This window comes from Nocardia sp. NPDC004860 (assembly GCF_040609015.1).
GTDB lineage: Bacteria > Actinomycetota > Actinomycetes > Mycobacteriales > Mycobacteriaceae > Nocardia.
This window is the reverse complement of sequence record NZ_JBEXJI010000001.1, coordinates 114,132-133,703: the sequence shown is the minus strand read 5'-3', so window position 1 is coordinate 133,703 and position 19,572 is coordinate 114,132. Positions and strand designations below refer to the sequence as shown.

Genomic DNA, 19,572 nt, shown 5'->3' with positions numbered 1-19,572 from the left:
CCTGGACACTGCCCGGATCACGCCTGCGTGGGTGGCGGAGGCCTCACTCCAGCCCCGGGTCGATCGCGGCCAGGGCCGCCTTCAGTTCGCGTCGCGAGCCGATACCGAGCTTGGCGAACACTTTTCGCAGATGCCATTCGACAGTGCGGGCGCTGATGAACATGTGCTCGGCGATATCGGGGTTGGTCCGCCCGTCAGCCGCCAGGCGAGCAATGAGGGCTTCCTGATCGGTGAGCGTGCCGCCGGATTCGACCGTACGTTTGCGGGCGCGCTCACCACAGGCGAGAAGTTCACGACCGGCACGTTCAGCGAAAGCTGTCATACCGATGGCGGATAGCAGGTCATGAGCGGCGCGCAGCTCGGTGCGCGCGTCCTGGCGGCGGTTCTCCCGGCGCAGCCACTCGCCGAACAGCAGTCGGGCACGGGCGAAGTCGGCGCGCATGCCGGTGCGGCCGAGGCGGTCTATCGCTTCCCGGTAGAGCTTCTCGGCTTCGGGACCGGCGCTGAGCAAAGCGCGCGACCGCGCCTCGATACCCAGGCCGAGATCGGTTCGAGCTGCCTGGGTGCTCTGCGTGAGCCGATCGAAGGCATCGCGGGCGGCCTTCGGATCTCCGGTGCGAGTGGCCGCCTCGATCAGTTCCGGTAGAGCCCATAGCGAGATGTACAGACCCGGCGCATCCAGGGCGGCTTCGGTGGCCATCGTCAGCGCCCTGTCATAGCGGCAAAGGCCATTGTTCAGAATCGAACCCGCCCAATTGGCGCAGGCTTCCGCCACACCCTGCCGCTGCACGCGAGCGGTGGTCGCAGTGGTTTCGATCAGTCGCGACGCGTCGTCCTCGTTGCCGCGCATGGCGGCCAGAACCACCGCAGAGAAGGGCGCGACCTTGGTGCCGGTTGCCTCGCTGATGGTGTCGGATTGGGTCACCAGCGCGGTCGCGGCCTGGAAGTCCCCGGCCCACGCGGTCGCGACTCCCAACGCTCCCAGGGTGACAGGCAGCTGATCCAGAGCACCCACTTCCCGGGCGAGTCGAACCTGGCGGGTGAGCAGGGTACGCCACGTGCCGACGTCCCAGAGGGCGCTGGCCGTGGCCTGCGCGAACCAGCCCCATCTGAGGCGTTCAGCGGTGTCGATCTCCGTGCCGGAGAAGGTATCCACGATCCGCCGCAGTGCTGGTGCCGCGGCCGCCGGACCAGCGGTAACCCACTCGGTCAGAGCGGACAGGATCGAGCCGGGAAGGTCGGACCCGGCCATTTGCGGCGGCAATTCCTGTGCGGCGGTGGATATTTCCACAATCCCGGCCCCCGTTGCATATCTGCCGGCGAAGATCGCCGCCATCCACGCGGTCAGGTAGGTGTCACGGGCCAGATCACGATCGAGAGGTTCCAGACGCCTGGCGGCGGCGAGCAGCAGCGATGGCGCGTCGCCGCCGAGGCCGGAGGCGAATCGAATGTGCGCGCGCAACAGCTCGATTCGCGCCGCCTGCAGGTCGTCGTGCACTGTCATGTCGGCCATCGCCATCAGATCCGTGGCCGTTCCGAAGGCGCCTGCCTGCAGGGCCGAATCCGCCGCCGCCAGAATGCGTTCCACGCGTCGCACCGGGTCGACGCTCATGAGCACCGCTCGCTGAAGGAAGGCTGTGGCGGCGGCCTGCCCACCTCGGGCGCGGGCACGTTCAGCCGATCGCTCGAGATCGGCTGCGATGTCCTCGTTCGGCCCCGCTGCACCGTGGGCGCGATGCCAGGCCCGCCGGTCGGAATCGGCGACGGGATCGGTGACCTCGGCCAGTGCCAGATGGGCGGCCTGCCGTTCTTCGGGCGAGATCGACCGGTACGCCGCCGAGCGCAGCAGCGGATGACGAAACCGCACCCGACCCTCGAACTCCGCGAGCCCCGCCGCCGCGGTCGCGGCGTCTTCGAAAGGGATACGCGAGCGCTCCGCCGCTCGCCGGACCAGACTCACATCCCCGGAGGGATCTGCGGCAGCCAGCAGCAGCAGCTGACGGCTTCGCGCGGGTAGCGCCTCGAGTTGCTCTCGGAAGCCCGCTTCGATCCGCTCCGGAACCGACATGACGCCGGGCAGGCCGAATCCGCCCGCCAGTCGAGCCGGCGTCAGACCTTGGGGCAGTTCGACCAGAGCTAGCGGATTGCCACCGGTTTCTGCTACGATCTGCTCCCGGAATCGCTGATCAAGCGGCCCGGTCAGCACCGAGTCCAACAGATTTCGGGCGTCTTCGTCGTGCAGACCGGTCACCGGCAGCTCGGTCAGTCCGGCCAGGTCGGATCCCGGATCCCGGGTCGCGAACACCATGCCGACGGGGTCGGCAGCGAGCCGACGAGCCACGAAACCCAGCGTCTGCGCGGATTCCTGATCGAGCCACTGGTGATCGTCGATCAAGCACAGCAGCGGCGATTCTCCAGAAACCTCGGCCAGCAGGCCGAGTACGGCCAAGCCAACCGACGAACGATCCGGGGCCGGCCCGTCCGCAAGACCGAAAGCAACCCTCAGCGCGTGCTGCTGTGGTGCGGTCAACGCATCGAGCCGGCCCAGCATCGGTGCGCAGAGCTGATGTAGGCCGGCGAAGGGCAGCTCCATTTCCGATTGCATACCGGTCACTCGCACCGCACGGAATCCCACAGCCAATTCGGCCACGTGTTCGAGCAGCAATGTCTTGCCGATTCCGGGCTCGCCACGGACGACCAGCACCCTGCCCGCACCGGCCCGAACCGCCGCCACCAGTCCCTTCAACACTTCGCGCTCACGCCGGCGATTCACCATGCCGGGCGTACCGAAAGATCCTGTGCCACTCATCTCGGTACCGAATCCTCCCCGCAATCAGGCAAACCCACCAGCGGCCGGGACGGTCCCCTGCCTGATGAAACACTGGCCGGCTACGTGCTTCGCATGGCGCACCGCCGCGAGCTGACACCCTTACCAACGGTGTTGTCGGTCTGCTGGAACGCCTCATAGAAGATCTGCGGGCTATCGGCGGCCTGTCGTCGCACTCAGGGATCGAATCGGGGTGTTTCCTGATGTCGGGTGTCAGCGGGCCGTGCCAGTATCGAAGGCATGTATCCGGCCGCGCCTCTGTACGACCCTGCCCGCGGTGCGGTCACTCCCGTGACCCAGCCCAAGCTGGTGCGGCGTACCGGCGGGCGCATCGTGGGCGGGGTCGCGGGCGGGCTCGCCGATCATCTCGGGATCGACGTGTTCAAGGTGCGGATCGGTTTCGTGCTGCTGTCCGCGCTGGCCGGGGCCGGGATCGTGGCCTACGGGATGCTGTGGATCTTCACGCCCGCCGGGGGTGACGCGGCTCCGCCGACCGGGTCGGAGCGGCGGCAGGCCATCGGATTGGCGCTGCTCGGTATGGCTTTGGCGGTCGCCACCGCGTGGGTGTTCAACGGGACGGCCGCGCATGTGGTGGGGCCGATCATCGTGGTGGCGGTCGGCGCGGCGCTGGTGTGGCGCGAATTCGACGCGGACGGGCCGAGATCCGTCATCGGGCTGCCCGCCAAACCGTCGGTGGTCACCTGGGCGCGCATTGTCGGCGGGGCCACCCTCATCGTGGTCGGGCTGGGCGTGGTGGTGCTGGGGCGGATCAACCTCAGTTCGCTGGGGTCGGCGCTGCTGGCGGTGGCGGTGACGCTGGTCGGGGCCGGGCTGCTGACCGTGCCGCTGTGGCTGCGCATGATGCGCGCGCTGAATGCCGAGCGCTCGGCGCGGATCCGCAACGACGAACGCGAGGAGATCGCCTCGCACCTGCACGATTCCGTACTGCAGACGCTGGCCCTGATCCAGCGGCAGGCCGGCGATCCGCAGGAAGTGGTACGGCTGGCCCGCAGTCAGGAACGCGAGCTGCGCAAGTGGCTGTTCGAGGACACCGGGCCCGCGCAGTCCAGCGTGGCCGCCGCGCTGCGCACCATCGCCGGCGAGGTGGAGGACCAGCACGGGGTGAAGGTCACCCCGGTCACCGTGGGCGACGTGTCCATGGACCTCGACGACAGCGGAATCGGGCTGCCCAAGGAACATTTCACCGCGCTGCTGGGGGCGACCCGGGAGGCGCTGGTCAATGCCGCCAAGCACGCCGGGGTGCCGACCATCGACCTGTACGCCGAGGTGGAGCCGCATCAGGTGAGCGTCTTCGTGCGCGACCGCGGCAAGGGCTTCGACCCGGACGCGGTGTCGAAGGACCGGCAGGGCGTGGCCAAATCCATCCACGCCCGCATCGAACGCCGCGGCGGGCACGTGGAGATCAAGTCCGCGCCCGGCAACGGCACCGAGGTGCGAATCTTCATGCCGCGCAAGGACGGTGGCGACGAGCGGTTGGTGGTGCAGACCGACACCCCGGAAGACGTCACCCAGCTGTGAGCTGCGGAGTGTGGTACCGATGGGGTTCAGGGTTCGGTTCGGCGTCAGGTGAGGAGTCTTAGGTGAGCGTCCGGGTCTTTCTGGTCGACGATCATGCGGTGTTCCGGTCCGGGGTGCGGGCGGAACTGAGCCGCGAATCCGATATGGAGGTCGTCGGCGAGGCGGGCGGGGTGGCCGAGGCCATCGCCGGGATCAAGACGACCGCGCCGGACGTGGTGCTGCTGGACGTGCACATGCCCGACGGGGGCGGGGTCGCGGTGCTGCAGGGCATCGACCCGGGACCGGTGTGCCTGGCGCTCAGCGTTTCCGACGCGGCCGAGGACGTGATCGCGGTGATCCGGGCGGGCGCGCGCGGGTACGTCACCAAGACCATCTCGGGGCCGGAACTGGCCGACGGGATCCGCCGGGTCTCCGGTGGCGACGCGGTGTTCTCGCCGCGGCTGGCCGGCTTCGTGCTGGACTCGTTCACCGGCAAGTCGCCGGTGCCCGAGCCCCCGCTGGACCCGGAACTGGACTCACTGACCCCGCGCGAACTCGAGGTGCTGCGCCTGCTGGCACGCGGCTACACCTACCGCGAGATCGCCGAGACCCTGTTCATCTCGGTGAAGACGGTCGAGACGCACGCGTCGAACGTGCTGCGCAAGACTCAGCAGTCGAACCGGAACGCCCTCACCCGCTGGGCGCACCGGCGCCGCATCGACTGACGAGACTTCGAGAGTCGCTACAGCACAACCAGAACCACGATGATGATCAGCAGGCCGATGAGCAGGCCGATCGCCACGGCGAGCGGGCCCGCATTCGGGCCCAGGGCGCTCAGGTCGAAACCCTTCGACTTGGGTTGCGGGGCGGCCGGCGCCGCGGCCGCCTGCCGCTGCGGGCGGGGGAGCGGGCTGGAGTGCGGGCTGCGCAGCCCGGCGGCGGAATTGCGGGCCGCCCAGGCCGGGATCGTTCCGTCCTCGGTGCGGACCGGCGCGCCCAGGATGTAGGGCGCGGTGCCGGGACCGAAGGCGGCGGTGAGGATTTCGTTGCGCGCCTCGGTCATGGTGGGGCGGCGCTGCGGGGCCGGCTCCATCATGTGCAGCAGCACCTCGGTGAGCGGGCCGCTGCGGGAGGGCGGAGTGATCTGGGCCATGGCGGCGCGTTCCACGATGACATCGCTGTCCTCGTCGAAGCCGTAGGGCGGCCGCCCCTCGATGGCGGTGTACAGCGTTGCGCCGAGCGAGAATACGTCGCTGGCGGTGGTGGGGCGGGCGCCGCGCGCGACCTCCGGCGGCAGGTAGGCCGGGGTGCCGGTGATGACGTCGCCGATCTCCTCGGCGGCGTCGTTGGCGCCGCTGGAGATGCCGAAGTCGCTGAGCTTGACCTTGCCGACCTCGTCGCCGCGATCGGCGACCAGGATATTGCCCGGCTTGATGTCGCGGTGCACGATGCCGGCGGCGTGCGCGGTCGCCAGCGCGTCCGCCACCTGCGCGCCGATCTGCGCCACCTCGATCGGGGACAGCTGATCCACCAGCGCAAGGGCTTTGGCCACACTGCGCGAGGGCAGATACTCCATTACCAGCCAGGGCTCACCGGCCTCCAGCACCACGTCGTACACGGCGATGGCGTGCTCGTGCGACAGCTTGGCCGCCACCCGGCCCTCGTGCATGATCCGGCTGCGGACCTCCTGCGCCTCCTCCTCGTTGAGCCCCTGCGTCGTGAGGACCTGCTTGATGGCGACATCGCGGTGCAGCAGCCGATCGGTCGCCAGCCACACGGCACCCATGCCACCACCACCCAGCTTCGACTGCAGGCGGTAGCGGCCGGCCACCAGATAGTCGGGGCCGACAATGGGACGGGCGCGTTCGGTCACGGGTGCAGGGTAGCGGAAAACCATCCTGACTGGCCTGCTTCGAAACCCGGGGTTTGCTGGGCATCCGGGTGCAGACCTGGGTATTTCTTCCAGACCCATACGGACACAGCGCGTTTCGCTTCTCGGCACCCGCGCGCCCGGCCTGGAGAGAATCTTGCGGGGCTTCTGGCTTACCGGACGAAACTGACCAAACGGCGACAGTCACCGCCGCCGCGGCAGAGGTTCGCGCGGACTCGCCTCTTATCACAATGTGCAGTGAAGAGGCCCGCCCCTATTTTTCGGGGGTTTCTTTTTGTGGCTTCGGACTCGATGACTCGCCGTATTCGTGAACACGTCGCACGCTACCGAGTGAACTCGAATTCCGAACCTGCAATTCGCGTGCCGGCCGTCACGCGAATTGCCTTATATGGTCGACCTCCACTGCGGTGGCGGGTTTCGGGGCGGCGCCGCAGCTGGCCTGGCGAGGCGAGTAGGCGAGGGTGCGGGTGGTGACCAGCCAGCTGCGCCCATCGCGATGGGTGACCCGGGCCGCGCCCGCGAAAGTGGCCGGGTCGGTGGCGTATTCGATGTCGTCCTGGGCCGGTTCGACGGTGAGGTCGTCGATGCCCGCGGTCGGATCGGCGTCCCCGGGGACGGTGGTCGTCAGCCCGCTGTCGTCGAGGAGCGGGGTGGTCAGGGTGTAGGAGGCGTCCGCGATGCGCTGGCGGACAGCGACTTCCGCGACCTGCTCGACCGGGGTGTAGCAGCTGCGGCCGCGCAACCCGGTGAGCGAGACCTCGCCCTTGTCGGCGGCGGCGAGCATGGCGTGGGCCGAATCCTCGTCCAGGCGGCCGTAAGTGAGTCCGGTGGGGAGGACGATGACGGCGGGGGCGAAGCGGTGGCCGCCGGTGTGCGAGCACTCCCACACCCGGTCGGGATGGGCGGCCGACAGGCTCGCGGCGATGGGGCGACCCAGCAGCGCGCAGCACTGATCGCGTTTGCCGTGCGCGCAGACCAGGACCAGCGGATCCGTCACGGCCGCACCGATTCCCGGGGCCGGGCCGTTGAGCAGGTGCAGGTCCAGATCCAGCAGCTCACGCAGGTCACTGATCTCGAGGCGCTCGCACCAGGATCCCTCCGGCCGCGAACTGGCGAGCAGAACCGTTCGCACACCCGTGAATTCCTGGCGCCCGGGCCGCCGGATCAGGGTTGGCCGGACGTGCGCCGCCTTGGTGCGCGCCGCCAGCTCGGGCGTGATGTCGGGCCCGAGCACCTCGTCGCCGATCACATCGCGGCCCCACGCCCCGGGCTGCTCGACGCACAGCCAGCCGGTGATGTGGGTCGCGCTCCCGGGTAGCGGAACCTCCAGCGCCGCAGCCGAACACGACAATCCCTCGAACCCCGTCACAATGGCTTCCCGTCGATCAGCTTCCGGATCACCTGTGCCAGCCGCCGCGCTCGCGCCTCCGGCCGCGCCGCGCTGCCCAGGTGGTAGCCGACCGCGATGCGCGACTGCGTGGGCAGCGTTTCGAAGAAGGCCGCCGCCTCCGGATGCCGGGCCAGCGCCGCCAGGAAGTCCTCCGGCAGATCCCGGCCGACGGCATTGTGCCAGCGGCCGTCCGCCTTGGCCCGGTCCACTTCGGCCTGCCCGGCCGGATGCATGAGCCCGGTCGCGATCAGTTCGTCCACCAGGCCGACATCGCGCTGCGACCACTGGCTGCGCGGGCGGCGCGGCGTGAAACCCATGACGAAGAAGTCCTCGTCGAGCTTCTTGGACTGCCCGTCGATCCAGCCGAAGCACAGGGCCTGCCGCAGCGCGCCGTCATAGTCCAGCGAGGCGTACCCGGAGCCCTTCTTCGCGAACTTCAGCCAAATGCCGTCCACCGCTGCGTGATTGGCCGACAGCCAGTCGCGGAACGACTGCTCGTCGGGAAACCACAGCGTGGGACGCTCGGATACGGACACCGTTCAACTGTAGATTCCGCCAGCTCAGTGCCCCAGAAAGGGGAGCACTTCGGCCTCGAACTCGTGGTAGCGGTCGCGGTGGATGCTGTGCCCGCACCCGAAGGCGCGAATCGTGCAATCGGGCAGGCTCACGCGCACCTGCTCGAGCTTGTCCGGGTCCACCATGCCGCCGGGCCCGCCGCGCAGGAACAGCGTGGGCGCGGTGATGTCGGACAACCCCTCCCACCACTCCGGATACGGCTTGCGGAACTGTTCGAGCGCCACCCCGGTCATGGAGCGATCGAAGGCCAGCACCGCGCGCGGATGCCGGATGATGCTGGTGGTGGCGTGCCACAGTTCCGGGATCGACGGCAGCCTGCGCGTGAACCGGATCTGCTCGTCGCCTGAGCGCAGCGGCAGCGGCTGTTCCTCGATCACCAAGCGCCGCACCAGTTCCGGGCGTTCCATCGCCAGCCACGAGATGGCGTATCCGCCGAGCGAGTGCCCGACCAGATCCGCCGTTTCCAGTCCGAGCCGATCGCACAGCCGCAGCAGGTCGGCCCCGAACTCCGGGAATCGGTAGGAGGCGGTGTGGCCGCTGCGTCCGTGCCCGCGCAGGTCGGGAATGATCACCCGGCGTCCGCGCCGTACCAGCTGGGCGGCGAATCGATCCCAGGTGTGCCCGTCCCCGCCCATGCCGTGCACCAGCACCACGGGTGTGTCGCTGTAGAGATGCCCGCCCGTCGCGCCGGAATCCCGGTAGGCGATCCGGACGTCTTCGAACTCGACCCGGGTGACCGCTGACTCCACGATGGTCCAGAGTACGGATCGGGGTCCGGGTGGCGCCCCAGTTTGTGCGCAGCGCCATATCGAATTACCGATTCGGTTGCCTATTCATTCCGATGGCGAATGATGGCGAAACCCTGCACATCCTGGCGTGATATCCGCTTGCTACAGCATGTGAAATAGATCACTTTCACATTGTCGATAATCGGTCAACCGTGACGGTAGCGTCATTGCCCGATTCACCAATAGCTTTTCTGCCGGGGAAATATGGTTCTCAATGCTGCCGCCCCCGCGGTCGATCTCCAGGATCTCCAGGAACCGAGCCCGCCGCGGCCCACCTTCGCTACGGCGTGGGTCCTTCTACTAGCCGCACTCAGCGGGGCCTTTCTCGCCGTCCCCACGCTGCGCTACGACTTCTTCGGCGACGAACTGTATTTCGTCGCCGCGGGCGCGCACCGCAGCATCACCTACGCCGACCAAGGCGTGCTCATACCGCTGATGGCCCACCTGGCCGACGCCGTGGCGCCCGGCTCGGCGCCCGTGTTGCGATTGCCGGCGGTCCTGATGACCGCGGCCGCAGTGGTGATCAGTGCCGCGGTCGCCTACGAACTGGGCGGCTCGCGCACCGGGCAATTGCTCGCGGCCGCCGCCTACGGGGTCTCGCCACTCGCCGCGACCCAGGCCGTCCAGCTGAGCACCTTCTCCTTCGACGCCACCCTGCAGGCCGCCGTCATCTGGTTGCTGATCCGTTGGATCCGCACCCGCGACGACCGTCTGCTCGTCGCGCTCGGCCTCGTCGCCGCCATCGATCTGCAGGTCAAATGGTTCATCCCCACGATCCTGCTGTGCCTGGGCGCGGGCGTGCTCGTCGCGGGACCGCGGCAGCTGCTGTGGCGGCCCGCGCTGTGGCAGGGCGCGGCGATCTTCGCGGTCTCCGCGGTGCCCGGTCTGTGGTGGCAGCACACGCACGGCTGGCCGGCGCTGGCCATGAGCAAGGTGATCGGCGCCGAGCAGGACGCGGCCGGCGGCGGGCCGCTCGCGTGCATGCCGCAGATGATCGGACTGACCGGTTTGCTGGGCGGGCTGCTCGCCGGCTGGGCCTTCTGGTGCCTGGCCCGGCAACGCTGGCTGCGGCCCTACCTTTTCATGCTCGTCGCCTCGGCGCTGCTGGTGCTCGTCGTCCTCGTCGGGCACGGGCGGCCTTACTACACAGCGGGATTCCTGCCCGTGCTGTTCGGCATCGGCGCGGCCTCGCTGCCCTACTCGGTGAACGATCGCGGCGGCCGATTGCTGCGGGTCGTCGCGCCGCCGATCGTGGTGCTGTCGCTGGCCATCATCGCCGCGCTCGTGGCCACCCTGCCGCAGCCGCCCTCCCGCGTGCACGGCGCCATCCGGAACCAGGCCGACTTCGCCATGCGGACGAGCATTTTCGGCTCCTCGGGATGGTCCGATCTGACCGCGAAGGTCGCCGACGCCTACCGGCAGCTCCCGGAGGCGGAACGCCCGAAAGCGATCATCGCCCAGAACTATTGGCAGGCGGCCGCGATCCAGAACTTCGGGCGCGACTACGACCTGCCGCCCGTCTACAGCCCCAACCGCGGCTTCGGCTACTTCGGCCCGCCGCCGTCGGACACCGACGCCATCCTCTACGTCGGCCTCGACAGCGCCGAACCCACCCTGCGGCGGCAGTTCGGCGAGGTGACAGTCCGTGCGCACCTGAACATTCCGAACGGATTCCCCGGCGTGAACAGCGATATCGCCATCGCGGTCTGCCGTGAACCCGTGCATCCGTGGACCGAACTCTGGCCCACCATGATGGATCTGCGCCTGCCGCTGGGCATTTGAGCAGCACCGCCGCAGCGCATTTGAGCAGCACCGCCGCAGCGCATTTGAGCAGCACCGCCGCAGGGCATTCGAGCGGCGTCTACTCGTAGAGCCCCTCCACATGCCAGGCGCTGTTGTAGCCGAGCAGGAGCAGCGCGCGCAGGCGGGTGGCGTCCTCGGCGTCCAGCTGCACCTGGGCGCGGGCGGCGAAGCCGTGCTCGAAACGGTGTGTCCACCAGCGATCGTCGACCGGCCAGGGTCCGGCCCAGCCGGTCAGCCGCCAGGAGCTGCTGCCCCAGTGCAGGTGGGCAGGATCAGCGGTGAACAGGCCGCGCTCGGTGACCCAGATCGGGGAACCGTCGGCAGCCTCCAGGCGCACCTCAGGATGATGGGTGAGCACCAGCGCCGGAGCGGGCTCGGGAAGCCGGCCGGGCCAGGGCTGGGCCGGATCGGTCGCGGGCACCGGCTCGTCACCGAGGGTGACCATGGTGATGCGCTCCCCCGGGCCGCGGCCGCCGCTGAGCACACCCATGCGCACCGCGTCACCGCCCAGCAGACTCTGCACCCGGATCAGCGCGCGGCGCGCCCGCTCCTCGTCCTCGCCGACCCCACCCCACAGGCCGAGCTGCAGGGCGCCGGCCGACACCACCTCGACGGGTTCCAGGCGCAGGAGGGTGACGGCCGCGTTCGGGCCGGCATCCCAGTCGTCGTGCGCCTCCGGTGACCCGGGAGCCGCGGCGCGGGTCCGGCCGTGATCGAGGGCACGGCGGGTGAGCCAGCCGTCGAGCTGCCAGCGGATGCGGTCGGCGGTGCTGTCCGGGGTGAGCGGTTCGGCGCAGCGCCAGATGCGGGAGAACTCCTCGCCCGCTTCGGTTTCGGCGTGGATGACCAGGCGGGTGCAGGCCACGGCGGCGGCGGAGAGCTTGGTGTGCAGCTCGGTGGCGAGCAGGCGGCCCGCGAAGGCGGCCATGTCGACGCGTTCGATCGGGGGATCGCAGCGGTGCTCCACGGTCAGGTCGGCGGCGGGCAGGCGGGCGGCGGGCGGGCGCTCCGGGACCGCGCGGGCGCAGCGGTGCGCGATGATCGCGTCCGCGCCGAACCGCGACGCCACCTCGGCGGGGGTGAGGGCCGCGAAGTCGCCGATGCGGCGCAGGCCCAGCCGGTGCAGCAGGTCCACCAGTTCGACGCGCTGCGGCGCGGCCAGCACCGGTTCCACCGCCAGCTCCGAAACCGGCATGGGCGCAAGGAATTCCGCGCCCCGGCCGGGCGGGACCAGGGTGGCGCGGCGGGCGGCGAAGACCGCGGTGGACAGCTCGTCGGCAATGCCGATCTGGCATTCCACGCCGACCGCCGCCACGGCGTCCACCAGGCGCTCGGCGGCGGCCTCCTCGGAGCCGAAGAACCGCGCCGCGCCGCGCGCGGAGAGCGCCAGCATGCCCGGGCGCAGCACCTCCACGCCCGGCACGGTCGCGTCCACGGCCGCCACCACGGATTCGAACAGACGGGCGTCGCGATCCGGATCGTCCTGTGCCACCAGCAGATCCGGGCAGCGACCCTGAGCCTCCCGCTTCCGCAGACCCCGGCGGATCCCTTCCGTCCGTGCCACCGCCGTACAGGCCACCACCCGATTGGCCGCGAACACCGCCACCGCGTGAGTGGCCTCCGTGCCCGCCTCGGCGGCCGCAGCCACCGCGGGCCAATCCGGGCACCACACCACGAGCACCCGCCGCGCCTTCACGACCGGTCTGCTCTCGCGGCGCTACCGCAGCGGTAGGCAGCCGGACGACAATCGCGGCGGTCAGCTCGCGACACGACGCCCGCCCACACATGGGGGCACCCGGAAGGCGCGGGAAACCCGCTGCGCCGCAGGCGCTATCGCCTGGCCGGCGGCGGTCGGGGCGGCGGTCGGCGATCGGTCAGGACGCGACATGACGCGCCGGGCGCAGTGGTTCGGGAGCGGCGGCGGGCCGGGCGGGGCCGGGGGTGGCGACCCATTCGACGCGACCGTCGGCGGGGCTGAGGGCCAGGTGGCCGGAGCGGGGTTGGGCGGAACGGCCGCGGACGGAGACGTCGAGGCGGACGGTGCGCAGGCGGCCGCAGCCGCGGCCCAGGCCGCTGTATCCGGCGACCCGGGTGTCGATGTGCAGGGCGGAACCGGACCAGGAGCCGTTGGTCACCATCAGGGTGGAGTTCTTGCTGCGGGCGCGGGCGGCGAGAATGCGGGCGCGGGACATGGGGACGGCGAGACCGTTCAGCCCGAGCACCACCAGGTCCAGGCCATCCAGCAATACGGAGGCAACTTCGAGCGGGTCCGGTCCGGGATCGGAGACCACCGCCAGCCGGTCGAGCCGGGCCCCCATCTCCGCGGCGGCCAGCAAACCCAGCCGCGGCAGCCCGACCACCGCGGCATGCCCCCCGGAACTCGTCACCGCGGCCAGCAGCCCCGAGATCAGCGACCCCGCGCCGTTGTAGACGACCACCGACCCCTTGGCCAATCCGCCATCGGGTAAAAGGTTTTCGAGCGCGCCCGGCACCGGCAAGGACTCCCGCCGCGGCTCCTCGGACACGGGCACATGGGCCGCCACCTCGGCCCCGCGCGCGGGCACGGCGGCCATCCGCCGCCGCAACTCGGCCAACTGCGCCCGCCTGGCCTCCGCAGCCGCACCCATCCAGTGACCACCTCTCCCAGTCGACGGGACCCAACCCTCGGCAACGCAAGCCAGCACCGAGCCAGCTACCTAACATAATCGAAAGTTTGTTCGATCAATGCACAGTAGAACTCGAATCCCAGGACGCGTCAAGAGGCGTGTGATCAAGCGCCGTATCCGTCACGCTGCCCGAGCGTCAGCGCGGGGAGTCAGTCGAGGGTGATCACCACGGTTTCGCCGTGGCGGGTTATTTCGATGCTGCTGCCTGCCGGAGCTTTGGCAGTGAGCAGGACATCGCGTATTACTTCGATCGCCGCGCGCCAATCGTCGATCACTGTCAGGGGGAGATCGTCGACCCAGCTGCCGTCCCTGCGGCCCACGCGGGCGGGTCCGTGCTTGGTGGTTCCCAGTCCGGCGGCCCGGAGGGCGGCGTTGAGAAGAGGCTTCAGCTGTGATGCCGGGCCGTTTCGAGGGGCTTCGGAGGAGGAAACGGGCAGGTAGGCGTGGGCGTGGTGGCGGCGAGGCGGTGGGGCTGTGTGGCCGGAGCGGGTTCGCGGCAGGGTGTGCGGGTCGACGCCGAGGAGGAGTTCGGTCATGACCAGGGCGCGGAGTTCACCCGCGCCGGGGGACAGCGCCGACAGGACGGACCGGTCGGTGCAACCCACGGTGTGCAGCGCGGTGGTCAGGGCTGTCCGATGCGCCGCTGTCGGATCGGCGGCGAAGGTCCGGGCGGCCGCCTCCACCTCGGGGCGTCTGGACCAGGGCTGGTCGCGGACGGCCGCGCAGCGGGCGCGTGCCCGGTCGACAGCGGTTGCCAGTGCGGCGAAGGGGAATTCGGGATCGTCCGGGTCGCGCATCGAGTACAGGTCGCCGGCGGGGTAGTCCGGATCATCGCGATAGGGATTGTCCGGCTGCTCGACGTAATCGAGGTACCACCAACCGGTTTCGTCGTCCTGCAGCCAATCCACGCCGAATGCCCGGATATCGCCGTGCGCGGCATAGGCGCGCCGCTGATAGGGGTCCAGGCCCGGCAGGGCGGCGAATGCCTCGCGCAGCAGCGGGACGGCGATCGCGGCGTCGGCGTCGGTGCACAGCGGGGCGAAACGGCCGAGCAGGGCCAGGTGCGGGCCGGGGTAGGCCGCGTCGGGGTCGGACAGTGCGGTGGCCCGGCAGATCAGGTCGACCTCGGACCAGCGCAGGGCGTGCGGATGCCAGTGCGCGAGATCGTCCCAGCCCAGCTCGACCGGGCCGGTGGCGCCGGGATGGCGCAGGGTCAGCGAGGAACCGTAGAAGCCGGATGCGACCCGGAATACGTACCCGTCGCCGAGGTCGTACTCCGCCTCGAAGTCGTCGTACTCCTCCTCGCGGTCGGCGCGGTCCCCGCCGGGCACATCGGAGGCGTACTCGTCGAGAAAGCTCGCGGCCCAGAGCTCGGGTCGCGAGAACAGGGAATCCGGCTGCCAGACCTCGGTCATGCCGAGATCCTGCCAGGTCCGATCCTCTCGGCAACCCTTGGGGCGCACAGGCTTCGGTGTGCCGCGGCGTGGAGCGCCGGGTGTCGCAGGGCGGTCCCGGGTCAGCGGGTGGTCACCAGTAGGTGCCCGGGACCAGCCGGGCCGCGCGGCGCAGGGCGGTTCCGGTGACGCGGACCGCGGGCGGGACGGTGCGGCGGCGTTGCGGGACAACGATGTCCACGTCGGCCGTCGCCGGTTCGGGCACCGCCTCGCCCTTGGCGGCGGGGGAATCGGGGATGGCGCGGTAGTAGCGGTGCAGGACCCGCTCCTTGATGCCGGGCGCGAACATGGAGCCGTACTCGGCCAGGGTGCCGAGCGGCACGTCGATGCGGCGGGGGCGCTCGGTGAGGGCCCGCACGATGAGCGCCGCCGCCCACTCCGGGGACTGGGTGCCGGCGCCCTGATCGCCGCTCGGGGCGATCATGGGGGTGCGGACCAGCGGCATGTGGATGGTGGTGAAAGTGATGTTGCTGGACCGCATTTCGGCCGCGGTCACCTCGGCGAACTTGTCCAGGGCGGCCTTGCTGGCCAGGTAGGCGGCGAAGCGCGGGGTGGCGACCTGGACGCCGGCACTGGAGATGTTCACGATGTGACCGTCGTGGCGCTCCCGCATGCCGGGCAGCAGGCCCAGGGTCATGCGCACCGCGCCGAAGTAGTTGACGGCCATGGTGCGCTCGAAGTCGTGCATGCGGTCGGTGGAGCGGTGCACGGCGCGGCGGATGGAGCGGCCGGCATTGTTGACCAGCATGTCGACGTGCCCGTGGGTGTCGAGCACGGCCTGCAGGGTCCGATCGACCGAGTCCTGATCGGTGACATCGCACGGGTAGCCGAACGCGGCACCGCCCGCGGCGGTGATCTCGTCCACCACGGTGGACAGCTCGTCGGCGCGGCGGGCCAGCAGGATGACGACCGCGCCCTTCTCGGCGACGGCGAGCGCGGCCGAGCGGCCGATGCCGGAGGATGCGCCGGTGATGACGACGTGCTTGCCGGCCAGATCGCGGCGGGCGCGCCGCCGGGCCAGGTAACCGGTGCCGTTGTCGGCCGAGCTGTCGGGCCCGCCCGTCGCCCCGCCGCCACCCCTGACCGAATCGCTTCGCGATGCCATCATTTCTGCTCCCTTGCAGGTGAAATTGCCTCGAACTTACTCCAAAGTAAGTTACCGCGCCACAGTGTGGTTGCCCACCCCTGAATCGGCCTCCGGGGATTTGGCGCGTGCCGCTGTAGAGACCAATCGGTTTCGAATGTATGTTCGATACTCGAGACCGGTCGGATTGCGGAGGAGGTGCGTCATGGGCTGGCACAACGGCCCGCCTTCGTGGGCGGAGATGGAACGGGTGCTGTCCGGACGGCCCGATCCCGCGCGCAAGCCGGTCGACGGCGACGGCGGCGACAGCCCGGCCTGGTCACGGAAGCGGGAGAAGTACGAGGCCGGGGAACTCGGGCGGGTCGCGCGATCGGCGGTGCCGTACGCCGAGCTGCACACGCACTCGGCCTACAGCTTCCTCGACGGCGCCAGCCAGCCCGAAGAACTCGTGGAGGAGGCCGTGCGACTGGGCCTGGAGGCCCTCGCGCTGACCGACCACGACGGGTTCTACGGCGTGGTGCGGTTCGCGGAGGCGGCGCGGGAATGGCGGATGCCGACCATCTTCGGCGCCGAGCTGTCCATCGGCACCGCGGCCCGTGCCGGTGCGCACCTGGCGCCCCGCGGGCGGCGGCGCGGCCGCGAATCCGAGTCGGACGCACTGAATTCCGAACCGCGCACCGGCACACCCGACCCGGCCGGACCGCACCTGCTGGTGCTGGCGCGCGGGCAGGAAGGGTACCGGCGGCTGTCGCGGGAGATGGCCGCCGCGCACATGGCGGCGGGGGAGAAGGGCATCCTGCGCTACGACCTGGAACGGCTCACCGCCGCGGCGGGCGGGCACTGGCACATTCTCACCGGCTGCCGCAAAGGGACTGTGCGACAGGCGCTTCAGCAGGGCGACGCGGCGGCCGAGGCGGCGCTGCGCGATCTGATCGACCGGTTCGGGCGCGAGCACGTGAGCGTGGAGCTCACCCACCACGGCATCCCCGAGGACGATGAGCGCAATGCCCGGCTCATCGCCCTCGCCGACCGGGTCGGGCTGCCCGTACTCGCCACCACCGGAGCGCATTTCGCGGCCCCGCCGCACCGACGCCGAGCCATGGCGCTGGCCGCCATCCGGGCCCGCTCCAGCCTCGATGACATGGCCGGCTGGCTGGCCCCCACCGGCGGCGCGCACCTGCGCTCCGGCGACGAGATGGCGCGGCTGTTCGCCGCCTGCCCCGAGGCGGTGGCGAATGCCGTTGCGCTGGGCCGGGACTGCGCGTTCGACCTGCGGCTGATCGCGCCCCAACTGCCGCCCTTCGACGTGCCGGACGGCCACGACGAGAACTCGTGGCTGCGCGAGCTCACCCTCCGCGGTGCGGCCCGCCGCTACGGACCCCGGGCCGGGAGCCCGGACGCCTACCGGCAGCTGGAACACGAACTGGACGTGATCGCCACCCTGAAATTCCCGGGCTACTTCCTGGTCGTGCACGACATCGTCAGCTTCTGCCGCGACAACGACATCCTCTGCCAGGGCCGGGGTTCCGCGGCCAATTCGGCGGTCTGCTACGCCATCGGCATCACCAATGTGGACCCGGTCGCCAACAAGCTGCTGTTCGAACGGTTCCTGTCGCCGGAGCGGGACGGGCCGCCCGACATCGACGTGGACATCGAATCGGATCGGCGCGAGGAGGCCATCCAGCACGTCTACGCCAAATACGGGCGCGAGTACGCGGCGCAGGTGGCCAATGTGATCACCTATCGCGGGCGCTCCGCGGTGCGGGATGCCGCACGCGCCCTGGGCTTTTCGACCGGACAGCAGGACGCCTGGAGCAAACAGGTGAGCCGCTGGACGGGCGTGGCGGAAGAGCAGCACACCGACATCCCCGGCGACGTGCTCGCGCTGGCCGGTGAATTGGAGGGGCTGCCAAGGCATTTGGGCATCCACTCTGGCGGCATGGTGATCTGCGACCGGCCCATCGCCGATGTGTGCCCGACCGAATGGGCGCGCATGGCCGATCGCAGTGTGCTGCAGTGGGATAAAGACGACTGCGCGTCGGCGGGACTGGTCAAGTTCGACCTGCTCGGGCTGGGCATGCTGTCGGCGCTGCACTACATGATCGACCTGGTGGCCGAGCACAAGGGGCACACCGTCGAACTGCATCGGCTGGACCTGGGCGAGGAAGCCGTCTACGACATGCTGTGCCGCGCCGACTCCGTCGGCGTCTTCCAGGTGGAGTCCCGCGCGCAGATGGCGACCCTGCCGCGCCTGAAGCCGCGGAATTTCTACGACCTGGTGGTGGAGGTGGCGCTCATCCGGCCGGGACCGATCCAGGGCGGGTCGGTGCACCCCTACATCCGTCGCCGCAATGGCAGGGAGAAGCCCGATTACGACCATCCGGCACTGGAGAACGCGCTGGAACGCACCCTCGGCGTGCCGCTGTTCCAGGAGCAGCTCATGCAGATGGCCGTGGACGTCGCCGGATTCACCGCCGCCGAGGCCGATCAGCTGCGCCGCGCCATGGGATCCAAACGGTCACCGGAGAAGATGGAACGGTTGCGGGCCCGCTTCTATCAGGGCATGAAGGACCTGCACGGCATCACCGGCGAGGTGGCCGACCGCATCTACGAGAAGGTATACGCCTTCGCGAATTTCGGTTTCCCGGAAAGCCATTCGCAGAGTTTCGCCTCACTGGTGTTCTACTCGGCGTGGTTCAAGCTCCATCACCCGGCCGCCTTCTGCGCCGGACTGCTGCGCGCCCAGCCGATGGGGTTCTACTCGCCGCAGTCGCTGGTCGCCGACGCGCGACGGCACGGGGTGGTGGTGCACGGGCCCGACATCAACCACAGCCTGGCCGAGGCGACCCTGGAGGCGCGGGGCCTGGAGATCCGGCTGGGGCTGGCCGCGGTCCGGCACATCGGCACCGAGCTGGCCGAACAGATCGTGGCCGCCCGCGAAATCGGGTCCTACACCACGTTTCTCGACCTCACCGGGCGCGTGGAGCTGAGCGTGCCACAGGCCGAAGCGCTGGCCACCGCGGGCGCGCTGACCAGTCTCGGCGGCACCCGCCGCGAGGCGCTGTGGGCGGCGGGCGCGGCTGCCGGGGAACGGCCCGACCGGCTGCCCGGCACCGGCGCGGCCACCGCCGCACCCGCCCTGCCCGGGATGAGCGCGCTGGAGCTGGCCGCCGCCGACGTGTGGGCCACCGGCGTCTCGCCCGGCAGCTATCCGACCGAATTCCTGCGCGAGCGCCTCGACGCGCTCGGCGTCATCCCCGCCGCGCAGCTGCTCGACATTCGCGACGGCACCCGGGTTCTCGTCGGCGGCGCGGTCACCCACCGGCAGCGTCCGGCCACCGCGGGCGGGGTCACCTTCCTCAATCTGGAGGACGAGACCGGCATGGTGAACGTGGTCTGCTCGGTCGGCCTGTGGGCCCGCTACCGCCGCCTGGCCACCACCGCGCCCGCCCTGCTCATCCGCGGGCGGGTGCAGAACGCCGAGGGCGCGGTCACCATCGTCGCCGACCATCTGCAGCGCATGGACCTGCGCATCGAGGGCCGTTCCCGCGACTTCCGCTGAACGCGGCCGCCGG

At 70.2% G+C, this 19,572-nt stretch carries 13 protein-coding genes; 4 read left to right on the top strand and 9 right to left on the bottom strand.

The window, feature by feature from the left end; genetic code table 11:
* Positions 1-43: 43 nt before the first annotated feature.
* Positions 44-2,809 carry an AAA family ATPase gene (locus tag ABZV44_RS00635; protein ID WP_354830267.1) on the bottom strand — a complete coding sequence of 922 codons (2,766 nt, stop codon included), beginning with the start codon at positions 2,807-2,809 and terminating at the stop codon, positions 44-46.
* Between the two features lie 309 nt (positions 2,810-3,118).
* Between ABZV44_RS00635 and ABZV44_RS00630 the strand changes: the two genes are divergently transcribed.
* Positions 3,119-4,366, top strand: a complete 1,248-nt coding sequence (locus ABZV44_RS00630) for a PspC domain-containing protein (protein ID WP_354830265.1) — start codon at positions 3,119-3,121, stop codon at positions 4,364-4,366.
* Between the two features lie 62 nt (positions 4,367-4,428).
* Entirely contained in the window at positions 4,429-5,070 is a 642-nt protein-coding gene (locus tag ABZV44_RS00625) for a response regulator transcription factor (RefSeq protein WP_040855660.1), read from the top strand.
* A gap of 17 nt (positions 5,071-5,087) precedes the next feature.
* On the opposite strand, the gene ABZV44_RS00620 is transcribed toward ABZV44_RS00625, so the two are convergent.
* The 4 genes from ABZV44_RS00620 to ABZV44_RS00605 form a co-directional block, all read right to left on the bottom strand.
* The gene (locus ABZV44_RS00620) at positions 5,088-6,242 is read right to left on the bottom strand and encodes a serine/threonine-protein kinase (protein ID WP_354830263.1); all 1,155 of its coding nucleotides are present in this window, start codon (positions 6,240-6,242) and stop codon (positions 5,088-5,090) included.
* 364 nt (positions 6,243-6,606) lie between these two features.
* A complete protein-coding gene (locus tag ABZV44_RS00615) occupies positions 6,607-7,605 on the bottom strand; it encodes a sucrase ferredoxin (RefSeq protein ID WP_354830261.1) in 999 nt (332 codons plus the stop codon).
* The gene (locus tag ABZV44_RS00610) at positions 7,602-8,162 is read right to left on the bottom strand and encodes a YdeI/OmpD-associated family protein (protein ID WP_354830259.1); all 561 of its coding nucleotides are present in this window, start codon (positions 8,160-8,162) and stop codon (positions 7,602-7,604) included. Before ABZV44_RS00610 ends, ABZV44_RS00615 begins: the two co-directional genes overlap by 4 nt.
* Before the next feature lie 24 nt (positions 8,163-8,186).
* Entirely contained in the window at positions 8,187-8,909 is a 723-nt protein-coding gene (locus tag ABZV44_RS00605) for an alpha/beta hydrolase (protein ID WP_354831584.1), read from the bottom strand.
* Positions 8,910-9,194: 285 nt separating this feature from the next.
* On the opposite strand from ABZV44_RS00605, the gene ABZV44_RS00600 reads away from it, so the two are divergent.
* Positions 9,195-10,772 carry a glycosyltransferase family 39 protein gene (locus tag ABZV44_RS00600; RefSeq protein WP_354830258.1) on the top strand — a complete coding sequence of 526 codons (1,578 nt, stop codon included), beginning with the start codon at positions 9,195-9,197 and terminating at the stop codon, positions 10,770-10,772.
* Positions 10,773-10,851: 79 nt separating this feature from the next.
* Here the strand turns inward: ABZV44_RS00600 and ABZV44_RS00595 are convergent, their stop codons facing one another.
* From ABZV44_RS00595 to ABZV44_RS00580, 4 genes are all read right to left on the bottom strand, one after another.
* Positions 10,852-12,489 (bottom strand): DNA polymerase Y family protein, encoded by a 1,638-nt coding sequence (locus ABZV44_RS00595; RefSeq protein WP_354830256.1) that lies wholly within the window; start codon positions 12,487-12,489, stop codon positions 10,852-10,854.
* A 178-nt stretch (positions 12,490-12,667) separates the two neighbouring features.
* Positions 12,668-13,420 carry a hypothetical protein gene (locus tag ABZV44_RS00590; protein WP_354830255.1) on the bottom strand — a complete coding sequence of 251 codons (753 nt, stop codon included), beginning with the start codon at positions 13,418-13,420 and terminating at the stop codon, positions 12,668-12,670.
* Between the two features lie 188 nt (positions 13,421-13,608).
* Positions 13,609-14,874: a hypothetical protein gene (locus tag ABZV44_RS00585; RefSeq protein WP_354830254.1), complete on the bottom strand. Its 1,266-nt coding sequence runs from the start codon at positions 14,872-14,874 to the stop codon at positions 13,609-13,611.
* Positions 14,875-14,986: 112 nt separating this feature from the next.
* Entirely contained in the window at positions 14,987-16,018 is a 1,032-nt protein-coding gene (locus tag ABZV44_RS00580; RefSeq protein ID WP_354830252.1) for an SDR family NAD(P)-dependent oxidoreductase, read from the bottom strand.
* A gap of 184 nt (positions 16,019-16,202) precedes the next feature.
* Between ABZV44_RS00580 and ABZV44_RS00575 the strand changes: the two genes are divergently transcribed.
* On the top strand, positions 16,203-19,559 hold the full coding sequence (locus ABZV44_RS00575) for an error-prone DNA polymerase (protein ID WP_354830250.1): 3,357 nt from the start codon (positions 16,203-16,205) through the stop codon (positions 19,557-19,559).
* Positions 19,560-19,572: the final 13 nt, after the last annotated feature.